Source organism: Aneurinibacillus soli (genome assembly GCF_002355375.1).
Taxonomy (GTDB): domain Bacteria; phylum Bacillota; class Bacilli; order Aneurinibacillales; family Aneurinibacillaceae; genus Aneurinibacillus; species Aneurinibacillus soli.
In genome coordinates, this window is sequence record NZ_AP017312.1 from 3,921,703 (window position 1) to 3,940,058 (window position 18,356).

General features: G+C 45.5%; 15 protein-coding genes and 1 riboswitch. Of the genes, 6 read left to right on the top strand and 9 right to left on the bottom strand.

Annotated features, from left to right (window positions below):
* Positions 1-19: 19 nt before the first annotated feature.
* The 5 genes from CB4_RS19745 to CB4_RS19765 form a co-directional block, all read right to left on the bottom strand.
* Positions 20-1,003: an alpha-ketoacid dehydrogenase subunit beta gene (locus tag CB4_RS19745; protein ID WP_096467412.1), complete on the bottom strand. Its 984-nt coding sequence runs from the start codon at positions 1,001-1,003 to the stop codon at positions 20-22.
* The gene (pdhA, locus tag CB4_RS19750; protein WP_373681352.1) at positions 1,000-2,133 is read right to left on the bottom strand and encodes a pyruvate dehydrogenase (acetyl-transferring) E1 component subunit alpha; all 1,134 of its coding nucleotides are present in this window, start codon (positions 2,131-2,133) and stop codon (positions 1,000-1,002) included. Before pdhA ends, CB4_RS19745 begins: the two co-directional genes overlap by 4 nt.
* Before the next feature lie 246 nt (positions 2,134-2,379).
* Positions 2,380-4,437 carry a methyl-accepting chemotaxis protein gene (locus CB4_RS19755; RefSeq protein WP_096467413.1) on the bottom strand — a complete coding sequence of 686 codons (2,058 nt, stop codon included), beginning with the start codon at positions 4,435-4,437 and terminating at the stop codon, positions 2,380-2,382.
* A 205-nt stretch (positions 4,438-4,642) separates the two neighbouring features.
* The gene (locus CB4_RS19760; protein WP_096467414.1) at positions 4,643-5,308 is read right to left on the bottom strand and encodes a methionine ABC transporter permease; all 666 of its coding nucleotides are present in this window, start codon (positions 5,306-5,308) and stop codon (positions 4,643-4,645) included.
* On the bottom strand, positions 5,298-6,311 hold the full coding sequence (locus CB4_RS19765; RefSeq protein WP_096467415.1) for a methionine ABC transporter ATP-binding protein: 1,014 nt from the start codon (positions 6,309-6,311) through the stop codon (positions 5,298-5,300). Before CB4_RS19765 ends, CB4_RS19760 begins: the two co-directional genes overlap by 11 nt.
* Before the next feature lie 104 nt (positions 6,312-6,415).
* Positions 6,416-6,520, bottom strand: a riboswitch (SAM riboswitch).
* Between the two features lie 339 nt (positions 6,521-6,859).
* Between CB4_RS19765 and CB4_RS19770 the strand changes: the two genes are divergently transcribed.
* From CB4_RS19770 to CB4_RS19795, 6 genes are all read left to right on the top strand, one after another.
* The gene (locus tag CB4_RS19770) at positions 6,860-8,140 is read left to right on the top strand and encodes a sensor histidine kinase (protein ID WP_231956083.1); all 1,281 of its coding nucleotides are present in this window, start codon (positions 6,860-6,862) and stop codon (positions 8,138-8,140) included.
* The gene (locus CB4_RS19775) at positions 8,121-8,738 is read left to right on the top strand and encodes an accessory gene regulator ArgB-like protein (RefSeq protein WP_157738082.1); all 618 of its coding nucleotides are present in this window, start codon (positions 8,121-8,123) and stop codon (positions 8,736-8,738) included. Before CB4_RS19770 ends, CB4_RS19775 begins: the two co-directional genes overlap by 20 nt.
* 5 nt (positions 8,739-8,743) lie before the next feature.
* A complete protein-coding gene (locus CB4_RS19780; RefSeq protein WP_096467418.1) occupies positions 8,744-8,878 on the top strand; it encodes a cyclic lactone autoinducer peptide in 135 nt (44 codons plus the stop codon).
* Between the two features lie 167 nt (positions 8,879-9,045).
* Complete coding sequence (locus tag CB4_RS19785) at positions 9,046-10,233, top strand: hypothetical protein (protein WP_096467419.1); 1,188 nt, start codon at positions 9,046-9,048, stop codon at positions 10,231-10,233.
* Complete coding sequence (locus CB4_RS19790) at positions 10,230-13,007, top strand: DEAD/DEAH box helicase (protein ID WP_096467420.1); 2,778 nt, start codon at positions 10,230-10,232, stop codon at positions 13,005-13,007. The genes CB4_RS19785 and CB4_RS19790 overlap by 4 nt, the downstream gene beginning before the upstream one ends.
* Before the next feature lie 30 nt (positions 13,008-13,037).
* Positions 13,038-15,158 carry an ATP-binding cassette domain-containing protein gene (locus CB4_RS19795; RefSeq protein ID WP_231956282.1) on the top strand — a complete coding sequence of 707 codons (2,121 nt, stop codon included), beginning with the start codon at positions 13,038-13,040 and terminating at the stop codon, positions 15,156-15,158.
* On the opposite strand, the gene CB4_RS19800 is transcribed toward CB4_RS19795, so the two are convergent.
* From CB4_RS19800 to CB4_RS19815, 4 genes are all read right to left on the bottom strand, one after another.
* Positions 15,155-15,760: an SET domain-containing protein gene (locus tag CB4_RS19800; protein ID WP_096467815.1), complete on the bottom strand. Its 606-nt coding sequence runs from the start codon at positions 15,758-15,760 to the stop codon at positions 15,155-15,157. The genes CB4_RS19795 and CB4_RS19800 overlap by 4 nt on opposite strands.
* Positions 15,761-15,898: 138 nt before the next feature.
* Positions 15,899-16,693: a M15 family metallopeptidase gene (locus CB4_RS21935; RefSeq protein WP_269459513.1), complete on the bottom strand. Its 795-nt coding sequence runs from the start codon at positions 16,691-16,693 to the stop codon at positions 15,899-15,901.
* A gap of 133 nt (positions 16,694-16,826) precedes the next feature.
* Positions 16,827-17,618, bottom strand: coding sequence for a M48 family metallopeptidase (locus CB4_RS19810; RefSeq protein ID WP_096467423.1), 792 nt, complete (start codon positions 17,616-17,618; stop codon positions 16,827-16,829).
* Between the two features lie 279 nt (positions 17,619-17,897).
* Positions 17,898-18,347 carry a hypothetical protein gene (locus CB4_RS19815; protein ID WP_096467424.1) on the bottom strand — a complete coding sequence of 150 codons (450 nt, stop codon included), beginning with the start codon at positions 18,345-18,347 and terminating at the stop codon, positions 17,898-17,900.
* Between the last annotated feature and the right edge of the window lie 9 nt (positions 18,348-18,356).

Here is an 18,356-nt window from a genome sequence, read left to right on the forward strand (position 1 = left end):
TCCTCCTCACCCTCTTCCGCTAAAACTGCACGGTTTCAATAATGCCCTGCCGAATGCGCGCCGGTGTCGGCATATACGAATCTTCCATTGTAAAAAACGGAACCGGCACATCATATCCGGTTACGCGTTTTACCGGTGCTTTTAAATAAATGAGTGCTTCATCATTAATCAGCGATGTGATTTCTGCGCCAATTCCGGCTGTTTTATGCGCTTCGTGCACGATAAGCGCACGCCCGGTTTTTTTCACAGAAGCAATGATCGCATCCCGGTCAAGTGGATACAGGGATCGCAGATCAATGATTTCGCAGCTCCAGCCCTTCTCCTGTGTGATCTGTTTGGCTGCCAGCTGAGCCGTGCGCAGCATACTACCCCACGCAAAAATCGACAGGTCACTTCCTTCCTCCACGATGCGCGCCTTGCCAATCGGAACACGGTACATCTCCTCCGGTACCTCTTCCTTAAACGCTCGATACAGCCGGGTCGGTTCAAGGAACAATACTGGATCCGGATCTTCAATCGCAGAAATCAAAAGCCCTTTCGCATCATACGGCGTTGCAGGTACGACTACTTTCAGGCCTGGCGTATGCACGAAAAACGTCTCAACACTCTCCGAATGCAGCTCCGGTCCACGAATGCCCGCACCATATGGCGTACGAATAACGAGTGGTGTCGTGAACTGCCCGCGCGTCCGGTGACGCAGACGAGCCGCATGTGAGACGACCTGCTCGAATGCCGGGTAAATAAAGCCAAGGAACTGAATTTCCGCCACCGGCAGCATTCCATTCAGTGAAAGCCCAATCGCGGACCCAATAATACCGGACTCTGCAAGCGGCGTATCGACTACTCGGTCCGCTCCGTGCTTCGAAAGCAGACCTTCTGTCGCCCGGAATACGCCCCCGTTCACACCGATGTCCTCGCCAAGCAACATGACACGTGGATCATCGGCCAGCTTCTGGTCGAGCGCTTCGGTGATGGCCTGTATGATTGTCAGCTTTCGGCTCATACGTGTCCGCCCTCCTCATCCATCAACGATAGAAATTCTGTTCGCTGCTCCGCGATATGCCATGGCACATCCGCATATACATGATCAAACATATCAATCGGACTTGTTTTCGGAAACGCTTCCACTTTGGCGAATGCTGCTTCGATTTCGTCTGTAAGCTTTTTCGTAAGCGCCTGTTCTCTCTCTTCCGTCCATAATTCTTTCTTCATAAGAAACTTCTGGAGCCGCGTAATCGGGTCACGCTGTTCACGCCACTCCTTGGCCAGCACGTCCTGATCCCGATATTTCTTCGGATCATCCGCTGTAGTATGAGCGCCATAGCGAAAGGTAACCGCTTCGATGAGTGTTGGTCCCTTGCCTGCCTGTGCCCGCTCGATCGCTTCTCTCACCGCCAGCCACACAGCAAAAATATCATTGCCGTCTACTCGTATGCCCGGAATGTCATACGCTGCCGCACGTTGAACAATCGTACGTGAGGCAGACTGCCGCTGAAACGGTACACTAATCGCATAGCCATTATTCTGGCAGAAAAATAAAACGGGAAGCTGATAGACACCCGCAAAATTTAGCGCTTCATGAAAATCCCCTTCTGACGTGGCACCATCTCCGAAATAAGCGATACTGATTGACCCTTCACCCTTTATTTTAGTTGCCCAGGCCGCACCTGCCGCATGCAGCATCTGCGTCGCAATCGGCACAGACGGCGGCAAAATATTCTTTCCCGTTGGGCACACACATCCTTCCATCCGGCCCATCCAGTACAAAAACAAATTCTCAAGCGACTGCCCGTGCGTCAACATCGCTGCGTGATCACGGTATGTCGGAAACATCCAGTCCCCTTCTCTAAGCGCCAGCGCACTGCCCACCTGTGCCGCTTCCTGCCCTTCAAACGGCGCATATGTTCCAATACGACCTTGCCGCTGCAAGATCACCGCCTTGCGGTCAAATGCCCGGGCCCGTGTCATCTGCTCATACATGTGTACCATAAGAGACGGATCGATTCTGTTTTCAATCTCCTGCTGCACCTCTCCATCCGGCGTAATCACTTGAAACAATTCCGGAATGCGAACATCTTCTAGGCGACCCGTCAACGCTGCCGCACGAGCCCGCATATCTTTTTCAATCAGCATAATGCTGCCTCCTTATGTGAGTTCCGTGTACCTGCTGAGCCTGCTGTATCGTATGCGAATGATGGAATAAATGTCTTGATACCACTATCTCTTTATGCAGATTATAAAATTTATTCTGAACATTTTGCAAACGCTTACATTAAAGAGTACATGCGCTTCCGCTTTACCATGATAAAGGGGCTGACCCTTTCGTCTAGTTAGACTTTTCGGTCAGCCCCCTTATTACTTTTTCGATATAAAACTATCCTACACTTTGAAACGGTTCACTGTGTCAATCAACTTATTCGTCATCGCATGCAATTCTTCAATAGACGCTACCGCTTCTTCGATGGAAGCGGTCTGTTCTTGTGACGAAGCGCTTACAGCCTCTGTCATCGCAGTTGCTTGTTTCGTTACGTGATGGATGCCTTCGACTGATTCAACCATGCTATTTTTCAGCGTTTCCATTTCACGAACTTCCTGCTCCAGACGTACAATTTCTTCTGTTACCGTATCAATGGATGTATTAATCTCAGCAAATGCACCGCTCGTATGATCTAACGACACGTTCACATCATCCACTAATTCTGTTGCATGATTCATCGTAGAATCAAGCGTTTCAATTACACCTGTAATCCGATCAATAATTTGCTGCACTTCTTGCGTAGCTGTAGACGATTGTTCCGCTAGTTTGCGCACTTCATCCGCAACCACCGCAAATCCTTTGCCTGCCTCTCCTGCACGTGCCGCCTCAATGGCAGCATTCAAAGCTAATAGATTCGTTTGCTGAGAAATCGAGTTAATCGTTTCGATAATCGTACTAATGGAAACAGACATCGCGGCAAGATCTTTAATACCATAGCCAACTTGAGCACTTGCTTCCGTATTTCGCTCAAATACGCGGCGCAGCTGCTCCATTGCTACAAGACCGCTCTCGTTTTTATCTTTCATCGTATACGCATGCGTAACCATAGACTCGGATTCGTGTTCTACACCTTTAATCTTTTCGCCCAGCGTGCTCGTTTCATGCAACACGCTACCCACTAGCTCAGATTGTCGATTCGTATCCTCAGATAGGCTCTGCATACTTCCTGAAATCTCTTCGCTCGCCGCACTAATTTCTTCTGCTGCAGCGGAAATTGTGCCCGCTGATACGTTCACATTATCCGAAACGCTCCGAACCTGAGTAATGACTGTTCGCAGACTTTCAATCATCGTGTTAAACGATTGTCCCAAACGCCCTACTTCGTCTTTTGTCTGAATGTCCGTTTGTACACTCAAATCTCCAGTAGCCGCTACTTCTACTGTACGTGTCAGACTGATAATCGGCTTTGAAATCGAGCGAGAGACGAAAAGACTAAACACTACAGCAATGGCAATCCCTCCGACAATGACCCAAATTAAGATAGAACGTAACTGAATAATATCTTCATACAGCTCGTCTTCCGGAGGAGCAATCGAGACGATCCACCCGTTTGAAATATGAGCAAAACTGCTTATTTTATCCATATTGTTGAACTTGTAATAAATTAACCCGGACGGCTTTTTCTTCATCTCGTCGATCATGAATGTAAAACTACCGTTTTGAACATTGGCGAGATTTTCTCCCATTTTAAAGGTAGGATGGACAAGATAGTTAAACTTTTCATTAAACAACATAGCGTATCCTGTTTGGTATACCTTAACTTTCTGAATCGCTTGCTTAATTACATCGAAATTAACATCCATACCTGCTACACCAATCAATACACCATCTTGATAAATAGGCTGCGTGTATGAAATTATCGTTGCACCTAAATCTTCGTATGGCTCACTCCATACACCTTTTTTCGCCTTCACGGCATTAAAATACCAGGAAAGCTTTGGATTTCCATCCGTAAAACTCCCCGGTGCAAACCCCTGTTGTTTAACAAAGATGTTCTTCTTTTCATCTTTTAGATACCACGAATATTGTAGACTTTTCGTCAACTCTGGATTTATAAACACATAGGCACCCATAATTCCGTCTGTACTCTCGGCGAACTTTTTCACAACCGGATCCATAATAGCATCGTATGTCGTAAAGTAAGATGGATCTACTTTTGCCTTTTGTCCGTCAAAATCAGCAGCAGATGTTGTCGCTATTCCGCTAACCGCACCTTGAATGGTTTGAATACTCACATTGAATTCATTAGCAATGTTTTGGGACATATACAACAACTTGTCCTCTGCTTCCTTCTGCACAGCCTGGCTTCCACGAATCATACTAATGATGCCAACTGATAAGGAGGTAAGCACAGAACATAATAAAATCGCCAGCATAATCTTTGTACCTATTTTTTTCATTTTCCCCTGTCTCTCCTCTTTCTGAACTTTCCTTTACGTAACATCCATTTTTTCTAAATAGTATTATTTTACACTGAAAGAAACATTAGTAAAGGAAATATACTGTATTTATCGACTGAGGATCGACAACTTATGATAGCAAAAAAACAAGGAAACATATAAAAAGAGGCTGCCCCATTACACACAGGACAGCCCCTTCAAACGTTTATCTTTTATCAATTGCACGCGCCACACGGTCACCGGCAAACTGAATCACCTGCACCAAAATAACGAGAATCGCCACGGTCGCAACCATCACTTCTGTCTGGAATCGGTAGTAACCAAAGCGAATCGCCAGGTCACCAATCCCACCGCCGCCGACAATACCAGCCATTGCTGTGTAGCCAAGCAAGCTAATAATCGTTACCGTCAGTGCAAGCACAATGCTCGGACGCGCTTCCGGCAACAATACCTCACGAATAATCAACCACGGACTTGCACCAGAAGCAATCGCCGCTTCAATCACGCCTTTATCCACTTCACGAAGCGATGACTCAACAAGACGCGCGAAGAATGGGATCGCTGCTGCTGATAGTGATACCGACGCTGCACCCGGGCCAATTGTCGTACCGGCCAGAAGCTTAGTTAATGGAATAAGTGCAACAAGCAAAATGATATACGGTACAGAACGAATGATATTGGCGAGAGAACCAAGTACTACATTAAAAAAACGATTCTGCAAGAATAAACCTTTGCTCGTTATGAACAGAAGTACTCCGAGTGGAATTCCTGCAACGAACGCCACACCAACCGATACGGCCATCATATAAAACGTCTCACCAAATGCTTTTCCGAATTCCGGAAGCAAGTCAATTAAATTACTAAGCTGCATCTGCTAGCACCTCCAGTCCGGCTGTACGCTGCCGGATATGTTCGATCGCACGAGCAATCTCCTGTGAATCGCCAATCAGTTCCATAATAAAAATCCCAAGCGGCTCATCCTGAATGTATTCAATCTTGCCGTGCAAAATATTTCCTTCTACATTGAATTTTTTGAGCACTTCCGATACGACTGCCTTCTCCGCAATCTCGCCCTGGAAGTTAATTTTGACCAACGTTCCTCTCCGGTTTTCCAGCAGCTTATCCGGCAGACTAAAGTGTAGCACTGTATCGATAAAATCACGTGTCAGCGGCTGCACCGGGCGAGCGAACAATTCATACACATCTCCAGATTCAATCACCTTACCATTCTGCATGACCGCAATGCGATGGCAGATCTCTTTGACTACTTCCATCTCGTGCGTAATCAATACGATTGTAATACCGAGCGTACGGTTGATTTCTTTAAGCAGTGCCAAAATTGAGCGTGTTGTGCTCGGATCAAGCGCTGATGTTGCCTCATCGCACAACAACACTTTCGGATTGTTCGCTAGTGCGCGGGCGATGCCAACGCGCTGCTTCTGACCGCCGGAGAGCTGCGCTGGATAATGGTGCCCTTTATCTCCGAGTCCCACAAGATCAAGCAACTCTGGTACACGCCGTTCAATTTCCTCTTTCGATTTCCCTGCTGCTTTCAACGCAAATGCTACATTTTGCGTGACAGTCTTCGAACTAATCAAGTGGAAATGCTGAAAAATCATTCCAATTTTCAAACGCTCGTGGCGCAGGTCCTTCCCTTTCAGTTTAGTAATGTCAACACCATCGATCAAAATTTTGCCGGACGTTGGTGTTTCTAGCATGTTCAGGCAGCGCAGAAGTGAACTCTTGCCCGCCCCGCTATATCCGATAATACCGAAGATTTCGCCTTTTTTGATTGTAAGGGTTACATCGTCGACCCCTTTAACCGTACTTTTCTTGCCTCTATACTCTTTTGTTAACTGCTGAATCTCAATCATGATAGCCTCCCTCTCCTTCTTCTATATAGTAATGCTCAAACAAAAAAACGACCTCTTACCTGTCCGAAACAGATAAGAGGTCGCAAGAAGGGGAAAAGCGAGACCTCTTATCTGTCGGACATGCGTCCAGCTGGAATTGGCACCAATTGAATCATTCAACGGTTGCCGAGGCTTCATCGGGCCAGTCCCTCTGCCTCTCTGGATAAGAGAATATAGAATATGCCGTTTTGTTCGTTCATTTGCCTTGTATTGCCTTGTTAATTAGAATTTTAGAGTAATTATTCCTACATGTCAAGTTGGGTTTTGTTTTCCGAATACTTTTTTAGACACCACTTCTATATATTCGACAACATTCAGAATATACTTTTAAAACTCTAAGCAGAACCATTAGAATTATACTAGAAAAAATGTCGTATCATAGAATAATTTGTCTTATATTTACTTTTCGGATACAAAAGGAATTTGCTAGACGTTGTCAAATTATGAGATTAAGAAAGGTGCGGTGCATCTTGGATTTTGTCATTTTTATTTTTTACTCTGTCCCCGAGATGCTGTTAATTGTCCTTTTATCTGTTTTTTTAGCAGGCAGGTACGAACAGCAACAAGCAATCAAATATTTCATCGCCGCTTTATTTTTAGCCTGTGTTTTTGAGGGCATCCAGGGTCTGTCACTTGCCGAATCTATCAGGCTTATCATTCAGCTACTCGTATTTTTATTATTTATGATTTTATTTTTCCGTATCCCCATTATACGGATTCTTACAGGTACAGTTATTACCTTGCTGCTTTTACAGGCAACAGAAATTATAACGATAAAAGTGTTCACTACTTTTGCTCATAAGGATTTACTGGACATAAAAAAAGATTCTTTGCTCTGGCTTTTCATGATCTGGCCAAACTTACTCATTCTTTCACTTACTTTTTGGCTTCTCTATAGAAAGAAATTCTCAATTTTTAAAGAAGATCATCCAACAGCCAGACCACAAAGTTACTCAATCGGCTCTTATTTATTTTTTACTTTTCTTTATATTTTTTCGATTATCGGTGCTGAGTTTTTAGCCAAGGGCAGTAAACAAAGTGGGATTCAATTAGCATTTCTATTAGGCTTTGAGATTTTTTCAATCCTGCTTGTACGAGAAATCATCACTTCAAAAGCAAGAGAAACAGAACTATCTATCCACAAGCAATATATCGCTGACATTACATCTTTATTTACAACCATTCGAGCACAGCGGCATGACTTTGCGAATCACATTCAGGTGTTATACATTTTCGCTAAACAAAAGAATCACGAGCGTCTGCTTGCCTACATCGAAGAACTTGTAGAACAGGTTAAAGAAATCAATGAAGTGCTTGTCTCAGATAATCCAGGACTTAGTGCGCTGCTGCAAGCCAAAGCATGTCAGTTCAAAGAGAAAGATATTGCACTGAATCTGCAGCTTTTCTCATCCTTAACCGAGCTGGACATGCGTGCAACCGAAGTCAATCAAATCATCGGAAATCTGCTGGACAATGCAGCGGATGCAATCGAGCTTGCTGGCTACCCAACGCAAGAGATCCATCTCAGAACGAATCGCCAGGAAAGTAACACCTGTATCAAAGTCACAAATATTCGCCCTGTCATTTCCGCTGACATGCAGAAAAAAATATTTGAATACGGATTTTCAACAAAACCACATCATACAGGTGTTGGGCTAGCTATCGTACATAGTCTTGTGAAAAAAAATGGGGGAACCTTATCGCTTATCAGCAATGAAGAACACGGAACCGAGTTTACGATCACATTTCCTATCAAAGAGGGGACGAAACGTGAGCAAAAAACTAGCTGATTCCATTGCCGGAGTATTAGTCGAACAGAGCCATACACAACACTCTGAAGCCGTATTGTCGTATGGTCTGCAAATTATGATCAACTCCATCCTCAAAATTTCCGTGATTACGTTCGCAGGGTGGGCTTTGCACCTTCTGCCAGAAATGTATGTAATGATTCTTTCCTTTGGTATTTTACGCATGATTACAGGCGGCGTCCACGCTCACACATTTGTACGCTGCCTGAGCATTAGCTCTATTTCCTTCATCCTTCTTTCCTTGCTAGTCAGCCCTACCCTGCCTTACTTTTTCACACATACTTCAGCTATTCTCTTCGCTTTTATTATGATAGGTTTGCTCACCACATGGGTGTATGTGCCGGGCTCCTGGGGAAATCGAAAATTCTCTGCCCGGCGCATCCAACAATCAAAAATTCTTTCACTCTCTATCCTTCTTATTGTATGTACGGCTGTTGGATCATATCTTCCTTCTACTTCTTATCCCAATCTTTTATGGGCCGCTATACTTGGCATGACATGGCAGTACATCCTGGTCACACCACCTGGCTATGCTTTCTATCGTGTAATTGAAAGAACAGTTGCTACCGGAAGGGGGTGAACAATATGATGAAGAAACTTAAAGCTGCCGCATTTACATACGCAGCAGCGTTTGCGTATCTGTTTGCACTCGCTGACATCGGAACAAACAGCTGGTTCGTATCATACCAGCCAGAAATTCCAGAAGAACTGCAAAAATAAAAATGAATAGCATTTATTTTTATATGTATATACCAGAAGGCCTTGTTATGTAAGACAAAAACAAGGCCTTCTGGTATTTTATCATACGCGATTTTTGTACATAATAAGGTATACTAGAAAACTAGAAACGCAGCACGAAAACCCACACAAAAAAGGAGAGCTCCCCTTTGCTCAAAACAGCCACTGTGGAACAATGGCAGCAGCACATCGAAAGCATTTATGCTAGACAGGCTCCTGCACATACATACAATCCTTTCCAATATAATACAGACTGCCTAACTACTATACTGAAAGACGCTACATATTGGGAGAGAGAACCAAAACAATTATATACGTTGTATACACTACTGTTTCTTCTGCAAAAAACAGAAGAAGCTAAGCAGAATGTTGCGCTTGCTTCTACATTTTATCAGTACCAATACACGATGGTCGTAGATGAGCTGTTGGATCGACTGTTCGAGGTACTCGATAATGTCAATCTCAAAAAACTGCACCAAGAGTATCCGACCTATCTGGAGCCACTGATTGACCTTCTAGCAAAGCTATGCTTCCCGACTACAAATAGCTCCATTGACTGGCTTACCATCTATCGATCTTTGTGGAATACCTTGCTATACCAGCCAGCGTGGATACAAGCTGAAGCAACCCGCCTGACTCGTGAATTGAAAAAACAAACGCGTAGTCCACTGCAAAAAGATCATATGTTGCTGGCACGTGCGCACTTTTATGTGCTAGCCGGGCAAGATGAAGCCGCTTTGCAACAATGGGCACAGACCGCTGCACAAAAGATTGGACACTTACTTCACTACATTCATTCTTTCTCCCAATCCAATCAGTGGGAACGCACGCTTGTCTGGTTGCGCACATTGCGGCCCTATCTGCCACAAGCCGACCATGAAGAATTCAACTTCTTCTGTGCATGCTGGGCGGATACTGCGACAGAACTGCATACAGAAGAGGAATACCTCACTCTTTTGCGCTCATTACTGCCGCGAAGCATACGATTTTACATGAGTTATCTTTTTGAAACCGAACGGTATAAGCAATGGATCGACTTACATATGGCTCTCGGAGAATCTCCGCTTATGATGTATAAAGAAAATCTCAGCCGGATCGAAAAGCATGATCTCACCCTTCTGCTGCCGCTCTATCATCAAGCGATTGAACACCTCATCCTAGAGAAGAAACGAGCCGCTTATAAAGATTCTGTGAAGCTACTAAAGAAACTACGAACGTACTATAAAAAGCTCAAACAGCAGCCTGTATGGGATACATATATCATCCGGCTTATCGAGCGGTATGCTCGCTTGCGCGCTTTTCAAGAAGAGCTTCAGAAAGGAAAACTCCTGCCATGATTCTTACAGATACCTTTACCATTTCAAGCGACTGGATGGAGAACAACACCTTTTTTGTCCAGGCTGTTGATCAGAAGGGGCGAACAGTAGACCCTTTTACACTTAAATCGATTTTATTTAGCTGGCATAAAGAATCATATTACGGCACCTTCATCGAAACCGTCACCCATGATCGCAAGGAAGGTCTGCTCCTCTCCCCTGCTATCGCACTGGATCTGTTTGCCGCCCCTGCCCCATTAGAGCATACTACAATCGAATGGAGCGAAGAGACGAACGAACTGCTTGCTATAGCTCCTATCCTGAAGCAAGCGATTGCCAAAAGACACATACAGCCTGACTTCACCAAATGGCAGGCAGGAGAATTCAGCTGGAAGCTCCTTACACCTATAGAGAATGCTCCTGTCTTTCTTGATGCCTGGCTAGAAAGCCTGCTTACAGAAGCGATCAATGAACACCATCCCTTACTTCACACCGACGTACGAATGCGAGCGCAATGGGAGGAAGAAGACTGGCTGATGGCGATTGGCTGGACACAGGATAACACGCCGTTCCGAACCTGTTTGCAGTTAGAAGAAAATGAAGATGGCGAGTGCTGGTTCCTGCATGTCTTGCTACAGAATCGCACACAGCCTGAACAACTGTATGCAGTCACACAAGCGGAACCTAGCGATATGCCCGCTCCTCCTTACCCGGAACAGTGGCAGCCTTACCACTCCCGCATTGAAAAAGATATACGGAAAATCAGCCGCATCTTGCCATGGATTGAGGAGACATCAGATCGCACGCTTCGCCAGACCCTGAACAATGAAGAAGCCTGGCTGTTCCTGACCGAAGGCAGCGAGCAATTGATTGAATCTGGCATCTCTGTATTCTTACCAGCCTGGTGGGAACAAATCAAACAGATGAAGCCGCGCCTAAAAGCCCGAGTTGCCTCATCCGTAGGCTCATCCCGCCAATCCTTATTCGGCATGGAACAAATCATGGAGTTTGACTGGAAGCTCGCAGTTGGCGATGTTACCCTGTCCGAAGCGGAGTTCAGCGAGATCATCGAACAGAAAAAACATCTCGTCCACATCCGGGGCAAGTGGATTCAATTCGATGCTACCATGCTTGCCCAGCTGCAAGCTCTTATTAAGGAGGCTAGTACCGGGAGGGGGATGACATTCCGGGATGTATTAGAGAATCACCTCCTGCCACCGGAAGAGCCATCTTCTGACGGACTGCGAATCGACGTAGAGCTCAATAAACCCCTGCGCAAAATGGTCAGTCAGTTACTACAAACCTCTACCATTCCTGTGGTAGAATCTCCACGTTCTTTGCAAGGCGAATTGCGCCCGTATCAGCTTGAAGGGGTTTCCTGGCTTCTCTTCCTCCGACGATTCGGGCTGGGAGCCTGTCTCGCAGACGATATGGGACTGGGGAAAACGGTGCAGTTTATCTCGTATTTGCTGCATGTCAAAGAAACGGAGAGTACGCAGGCCCCTTCCCTGCTCATCTGCCCAACCTCGGTACTGGGTAACTGGCAAAAGGAGCTGCAGCACTTCGCTCCGTCCCTTAACGTGCATATTCATTACGGTTCCGCTCGAGAAAAAGGGGACGCATTCGTGAATGCCTGTAAAGAAGCAGACCTCGTGCTCACATCGTATAACCTGTCGCACCTAGACGAAGATGACCTGCATGCTATCTCGTGGAATACGATCTGTCTCGATGAAGCGCAAACGATTAAAAATGCGCATACGAAACAATCAAGCGCGATTCGCAAGCTGAGCGGACATCACTGTATCGCTCTGACCGGCACTCCAATTGAAAATCGGTTAACCGAGCTGTGGTCCATTTTTGATTTTATTAATCCTGGTTATCTTGGCAACCTGAGCACCTTTACCCGGCGCTTCGTAACGCCGATTGAAAAGACAAAAGATAAGGCATTGATTGAAGCCGTGCAGCAATTAATCCGTCCGTTCCTGCTGCGTCGTGTCAAAAAGGATCCAAAAATCCAACTGGATCTGCCTGATAAATATGAAACGAAGGAGTTTGTTTCACTAACCGTCGAACAGGCCTCTCTGTACGAAGGGTTAATTCAAGATATGTTCACCAAAATCGAGCAAGCCTCCCCAATGGAACGAAGAGGCTTGATTTTATCGACCTTAACCCGCTTAAAACAAGTGTGTAACCATCCGGCTCTATTTTTGAAGGAAGGAAAAAATCCGGACTGGCAGGAGCGCTCCCATAAAACCGAGCGACTTCTTACACTTGTAGATGAGATTCGGCAGGAAGGAGATCGCTGCCTGATTTTTACACAATTCGTCGAGACCGGACATCTCCTACAGGGGATTCTTGAACAAGAATTACAGCAGCCTGTTTATTTCCTGAACGGCAGCACACCAAAAGCGAAGCGGGATGAGATGATTGCTCGCTTCCAGGATGAGACGTTGCCTGCCGATGCGACATGTGGCATTTTTATTCTGTCACTAAAAGCCGGGGGTACGGGCTTAAATCTCACTGCTGCCAATCACGTCTTCCACTTCGACCGCTGGTGGAATCCAGCAGTGGAGAATCAGGCGACAGACCGAACATATCGCATCGGTCAGACCCGTCATGTTCATGTGCATACATTCGTAACGATGGGTACGCTAGAGGAGCGGATTGATGAGATGTTAACGCAAAAGCAGAACTTGAGCGAGCAAATCGTAGGCAGTGGAGAGAGCTGGGTCACAGAGATGTCCACCGATGAGCTGCGAGAGCTATTTGTCCTGCGCAAAGAATGGATTGAATAGATAAAATGGAGGTGCTACCCTTTGTTTTTCATGCAACGTGTGATGCGCTTTTTAGTCCCTTATAAGGGACTAAGCGCCTTACTAATTCTTGCCCTTATAATTGAATTAGCTTTCGAGACCTTGTTACCACTTAGTTTCAAATTCATTATCGACAACGCTATTATACCGGGTGATTATACAAAGCTAGTACTCATTCTCAGCGGCCTCTTGACCGGGGCTATTCTCGTTACGATTGCCGGAATCAGTCGAGATTTTCTCTCGGCACGAATGGGTACAGCCATTATACGTGATATGAATGTAACCATGTATGAACACTTACAAAAACTCTCCATGGACTTTTATGCCCGAACGAAAAGCGCCAACATCGTAGCACGTTTTAACTCGGATCTCTCTGTTGTCGAGAACTTCCTAATGCTCATTCCATACGGAATTTTGTCCGTGTTAGGCCTCGTTCTCAACGTAGTGTTCCTGTTCGTACTCCAGTGGAAACTTGCCCTGCTGGCTACAATTGCCCTGCCGCTCTGTCTGCTTGGCCCAAAGCTGCTCGGGACACGCGCCTCTGACAAAACACTGCTGCTAAAAGAAACACAGGCACAGATTGCTGAAGTCGTACAGGAGAATACAAGCGCTCAACCCGTTCTCAAAGCATTCAATCTAGAACGTTCTTCCATCCGTTCCTTTCATGCGCTCATGACTCGCTACACAAAAATTTCTGCGAACGCTCATTTTTTCACGTTTCTCGTAGACCGTTCGACGAATATCGGCATTATTATTCTCAATCTTATCGTCATTTGTTCCGGTTCGATCCTAGCATTCCAGGGGTATCTCTCGATCGGGTCATTGCTCGCCTTTAACGCGATCCTGCTTAGCATTAGCAACCTACTTGGCGGCATTACATGGCTGGCTCCCCAGCTGATTCACGCTACGGCAGGGATGCAGCGAGTAGAAGCGTTACTCGAAGAAGCGCCGATTCATGACACTGAGCTCACCCCTGCGCTTATGCCGCTGCGAAACGAAATCCGCTTTACAAATGTTACATTCGGCTACACACCAGATCATCAAAATTTGAAGCAAATCAACCTTGTCATCCCAAAAGGAAGCTACGCAGCCTTCGTCGGATCGAGCGGCTCCGGGAAAAGTACAATCATCAATCTTCTCATGCGGTTTTACGAACCGTCCGCTGGCGCAATTTCATTTGATGATGTGAACATTCACACGATGTCACTTTCCTCCCTTCGCTCCCAGATCGGCATTGTTTTTCAGGACAGCTTCCTATTTAATACGTCGATCCTGGAAAATATCAGGATGGGCAAACCGGACGCTTCTGACCAGGAGATTGAGGACGCAGCACGCGCAGCCGAAATTCATGACATCATTCTTTCATTTCCGGAAGGGTACGACACTTGTGTGGGAGAACGGGGGTCCAAACTTTCCGGTGGACAGCGCCAGCGCATTGCCATCGCCCGGGCAATTATTCGCAACCCTTCCATTTTAATTCTGGATGAAGCAACGTCTGCACTTGACCCAGCAACCGAGACGGCGATCAATCGTACTTTACAAATGCTAGCTCACAGCCGCACCGTTATCTCCATCACGCATCGTCTGGCGTCAGCGGAACACGCTGACTGTATTTTTGTCCTGCATCAAGGTCAACTAATCGAGCAGGGAACGCATCAAGAACTTTTGGCATTACCAGACGGTACATACCGGGATTCCTGGGACAAACAAAACGGCTTCCAGATGAGTGACAACGGCTTCCATGTAGAGATCAAGCCGGAAAAGCTTAGAAGAATTCCGATTTTATCTACACTGGATGATGAACTGCTTGACGAGATTTCCCACTACTTCGTTACCGAATCATATGCCAAAGATCGGATTGTACTAGAAGAGGGAGATTTAGGAGATAAATTTTATATCATCGTGCGAGGAAAAGTGGAAGTGCTAAAAAACACGGATAGCCAGGAACAAAAACGACTGGCATTGTTATCAGATGGTGATTTCTTTGGTGAGATCGCGCTCCTACAAAACGTACGGCGTACTGCATCAATTCGCTCGGTTACGCCAGTCATCCTGCTTAGTCTACGGCGCGAACTTTTCCAGCGCGTATTAAAAAAAGCCCCTCACCTGCAAGAAATGCTGCAACGGGATTAACGTCCCGTTTTTTTCTTTCTATCGTAATGAATTTCTGTAATCGAAAGCATCGGTTCTTTACCGGCAATCACAGCCTGAATTTTATGAGCGAATTCAGCTCGGACGAGATGCTTAAGAGGCTGATCGACATCATTATAAACTCGAAAAGCTTCCTGTGCCAGCAGATCCCATCGGTCGGCGTACCGCAGCAGATCATCCGGCATGACCCGCACCCGGTCTGTACCTTCTTCTGGAAAGCACTCAAACGGAACATCGACATTTAACGTGCCGTAATCATCTGTCAGCTGTTCACCCGGATAAATATCCCGTGCCGCCAGCTCGATCTCATACGCGGTCCCTACACAATTCGCATGAAAACTATGGTTGACGTATTTCCCAATGTCCCAGCACAAAATGTACTGTCCGTGCTGATTGCGGTACGAATATTTGAGCACATCCTTCTGGCGAAGCGGCTCAAGCGACTCTACGACTTCCGTCTCCAAAATTTGATCAAGATCGTCCAACGCCCAGGTGATTGTTCCTTTCGGGATGAATTTGGTCGCAAAGACACCGAATCCGATCTGATCGTTAATGTACCGTAGCTCTGTATCAGGATGCATCATAGTAAATTCCTCCATTTTTACTCGTTTCTCCACCATATTAAATAACAAGAGATAACGTGTAAATACCCCTGCATACAAAATCTTCATCGGATAAGAGCCCAAAAAGCCCTGCTGAACATTGTACAGCAGAGCTTTTCCTTACCTCTTCCCTTTTGTTAGCGTTACCGTCCATGTATTCTGATCCCATTCGATCACGTAACCAAGCACCTGTGCGATCTCTCGTCCCTGTGCGTACCCCGTTTCCCCAATCACAATGGTTGTTTGCAATATGCCTGCACCAAGCATCGCCTTCCCGTTCTCAAATCCGACCGTAACTCCGGCAGCATTACCAACTGCTCGTACTGGCAAATATGAAAGGTTGTCCCGAATAATGCCGCGCGCATCCAGTTTTGCTCCATTTATGATAATGCTACAAGTCTGCTCCTGATTGGTCACTGCACTTGCTGCTGGTTCCGGAATTACGACGACAGTCGCCGGACGTGCGGGTCCTTGTCCAGTCTGAAGCTGGCTGCACCGATAACCAAACGTCATCTCGAAATGTGGTGTATCCTTGAACGTATTAAAATCACCGCCCCAGGCAAATCCTTTCGACTTAAACACCCGCACTACTTGCTGCCATTCAGCACTGCTATCGTCCCACGTCACATCTTTCCCGTCTTTTGTGTACAAGGCGAAGTCAATCGCCAAACCGTAGTTATGGTAGGATTGTCCCCCTCTTGCATTCGTCACAATTTTCCCCGGTTTTGTCCGTCCTTGTGCATATAAATCGTTCTGTTCGGCTATCGAACGGTATCCTTGTGTGATGAGAACGTAGATCCCTTTCTGCCATAGCTCAAAAATAGCATCCCATGCTTTCTGTCGAACAGTCGGGTGTACATTCGCGTCATTTAAGCGAAAGTTTTTTTGTACAAGCCAATCCCATGTAATCGTCATATTCATCCTCCTCTTCCTTTCACAATATGCAAAGGAGTATCTGCCCGCGTCAACTCTAGCTTCCTCAAGCAAAAAAAGCACCTCTCTATCCCCAATATTGATCGTCGGAACAAGAGAAGTGCTTTCTATTTACTTACAAGTGTTCCACCACAGCCTCTCGACTTGATGTGAATCCGTATACTTCTGCATATAATGCCATCGTTTCTAATTCAAGTATGCGCAATGGAAGAGGAGGATGAGAAGAAAGAAGATGGCTCAGCCAGACGAAGAATCCGCCTTCAGCTTTACTCTGTGTAATGTACTCAAGACGGTTTACCTTATGGTATAAACTTTTACCAATAGCCAAAATCGTGAGACCATTCATGGCTGCGTCTACATTGCCTGTATAATACGCCGCCATCCGATCACATGTATACTCACAAGCCCGAGAATAGGCATTCCCGAGAAATGGGATCCACATCGCAGGCAAAATCAGCATGTTTTTCGTAATGTGTCGCTGCTTAATATGTGCCAATTCATGGGCCAGTACAAACTCTAACTCCGCTTCTTCCCCCGTCTCAATTAACTCAAAAATATCCGAGTAGAGCACAATAAAGTTCCTACCCAAAAGTCGGGTAGCAAAGGCGTTTAATACTCCCCCTTCCTGGATAACAAAAATATCCGGTATCGCGGAGATGCCCATCTTGCTACATAACTCTTCTGTTTTCTCATGGACGGAGGCAAATTGCTGCTTTGTAATTTTCACACCATTACTGCGAATACTCCCCATCATAATGCCATGGAACAACGTCGTGATAATAAAACCTAGTATGATATATAAAATACCGATGATGGATAGTATAAGAGAAAGGTAAATAAGAATGCTTACAACAAGTGAAATCGTAAAATATGTTTTCTCATTCGGATGTACCAGATTACCTTGCATACCTTACATCCCCCTTTACTTTATTATGAAGTAGCCATAACCTCCGTACCTTTTTTCCATTTCTGTAGACAGAATTTGAAGTTCCTGCGTAGTAAATTGCTGTTTAACCATTAAATTATCCATAGTTATACTCACCTTTCTCATCTAAGTATGTAAATATAAACCATTACTATTTTAAACTATATATACAGTAAAAGGTAATATACTAATCAAATTTTTTTCAAAAAAATAACGGAAAGCTCACATGCTTTCCGTTCTATTTAGTAGCTGATCTTGCTTTTACACAAAAACATCATATGCATGTATTTCCATCCAGTAAACCAGCCCGTGATTATCATAAGGTGCAGTTGAATTAAGTCGAACAAAACACGATGCATGCCCCTTATTAATCTCTTGCTCCGTTCCATTCCCAAACTGGAACCAGTCACTGTAGCCATCTGCATTCCATTCCAAGCCACCAGCAATACGCGGCAATGTAAATACTGGCGTTGTTCCTCCCGACAGCTCAAACTTCACCTGAACATGTACGTCTCCCCCGGAATTTTCATCGCAATACACAGCATAAAGACGCCACTTTCGTGTAGCTCCCGGCTGGACAGGTGGAACGGCATATCCGAATGGGCCATACACATTACTAGCCCGTGCCCATCCACCGTTTCTGCTTACTGTCAAAACTCCCTGTCCAGCCATCCCAAAAATTGGTCTTTTATGTACAAGTTCTACTCTCATAACGGATCC